Source organism: Variovorax sp. WDL1 (genome assembly GCF_001541225.1).
Classification (GTDB): Bacteria; Pseudomonadota; Gammaproteobacteria; order Burkholderiales; family Burkholderiaceae_C; genus Variovorax.
In genome coordinates, this window is record NZ_LMTS01000113.1 from 19,544 (window position 1) to 20,979 (window position 1,436).

Annotated in this window: 1 protein-coding gene; it reads left to right on the forward strand. The window is 74.6% G+C overall.

Annotation, left to right across the window (positions count from 1 at the left end; translation table 11 throughout):
• Window positions 1–1,201: 1,201 nt before the first annotated feature.
• Window positions 1,202–1,436, forward strand: a 235-nt coding sequence (locus tag APY03_RS45355; protein WP_198161252.1) for a hypothetical protein, incomplete at its 3' end; no start/stop codon positions are given.

The following is a 1,436-nucleotide window of genomic DNA, read 5'->3' on the forward strand; positions in this document are numbered from 1 at the left end:
TCGCCGCTGACCTCGGCGCAGCCCAACTGGACGGACTGGCAGCCGCCGGGGCCCGCCATTCCGCCGCATCAGCTGACGCGGGTGTGCGACGCCTGCCAAACGCTCAACCGCGACACCGCCCAGTACTGCCGGCGGTGCGCCCACAAGCTGTTGCCGCAGGGCGTCGGGGAAGCCGCCGTGACGGTGCCGCCTGGCGGCCGCCTTGTGCATCCCGCCCCCGGGTCGGCCATGGATGACTGGCCTCCGGTGCGCGCGCGTCGCGGGGGCACGAAAGCTCGGCGCGTGCTGGGGATCCCGGTGCCACCGGGTGTCGATGCGTCCATCGTGTGGTTGCTGCTCGTGCTCGCGGTGTCGCATGGCGCATTCGTGCTGTGGTACCTCGGCCGCTCGACGATGCGGGATCCATCGCCGCCCTCCTCTGCGGCTTCCAATGTGTCGCAACCGGCGCCCTCGCCGGACAGCCAGACGGCAGCGTTGCCGCCTGCGCAGCCCGCAGCGCCGGCGACCGAAACCCGCGGCGAGGCCGATCGGCCCGTGGCGCCGGAGCCGCGCGTGGCCGAGCTGGCAGCGCCCGCTCCGGCGCGTGCACAAGAAGATGCCGCGCCTTCTGCAGCCGTCGAGACGGCTGCGGTGGCACCACCTGTCGAGACGGCGGTGGCGACACCGCCCGACGATCCTGTGCCGGCGCAGCCGGAGGCGGCGCCGGCGCCCCTGCCGGTGCCAGCGCCCGTCGAAGCGGCCAGGGCTCCCGCACCCGCGAGGGCCAATGAAGCTCGCCGGCAGGTTGCGCCTGCGAGGGCTGCCGAGCCCGCGAGACTTGCGGAGCCCGCGCGAGCCACCGAACCCGCGAAACTTGCGGAACCCACGCGAGCCGCCGAGCCCACGAAGCTCGCCGAGCCGGCCCGGGTCATCGAGCCCAAGGCCGCCCCGGGCGACACGCGCGGCAGCACGACATCCGCGTCGGCACCGCCGACGATCCCCCCGCCGCGTCCGGGCATCGCGGACGCACGGACGCGGGTCGCTGGACCGCAGGCCCAGGCAGCCCTCCCCCGGCCCTCAACGCCTCCGAGCTACTGCGACCGCTACAACCCGTTCGGCGAAGCCGTCTGCCTGAATGCCAGGCCATCGGGGGCCGTGGTGCAGTCATCTCAGAGGACTCCCGGCACTGCAGGTAGTGGGAACCCGAGGGGGCCGAGCGTCGGTGTCAACGACCGGTGGACCTTCGCCGCGGGTGGCAGCGGGGGTTCCGCGGGTGGCGACGGGAGCGCGGGTGGAAGCGGTGGTGGTGCTGGAGCTGGTGCTGGAGCTGGTGCTGGAGCTGGTGCTGGAGCTGGTGCTGGTGCTGGCGGCGGTGGCGCTGGCGGCGCCGGTGGTGGCGCCGGTGGTGGCGCTGGCGGTGGTGCCGGTGGTGGCGCTGGCGGTGGCGCTGGCGGTGG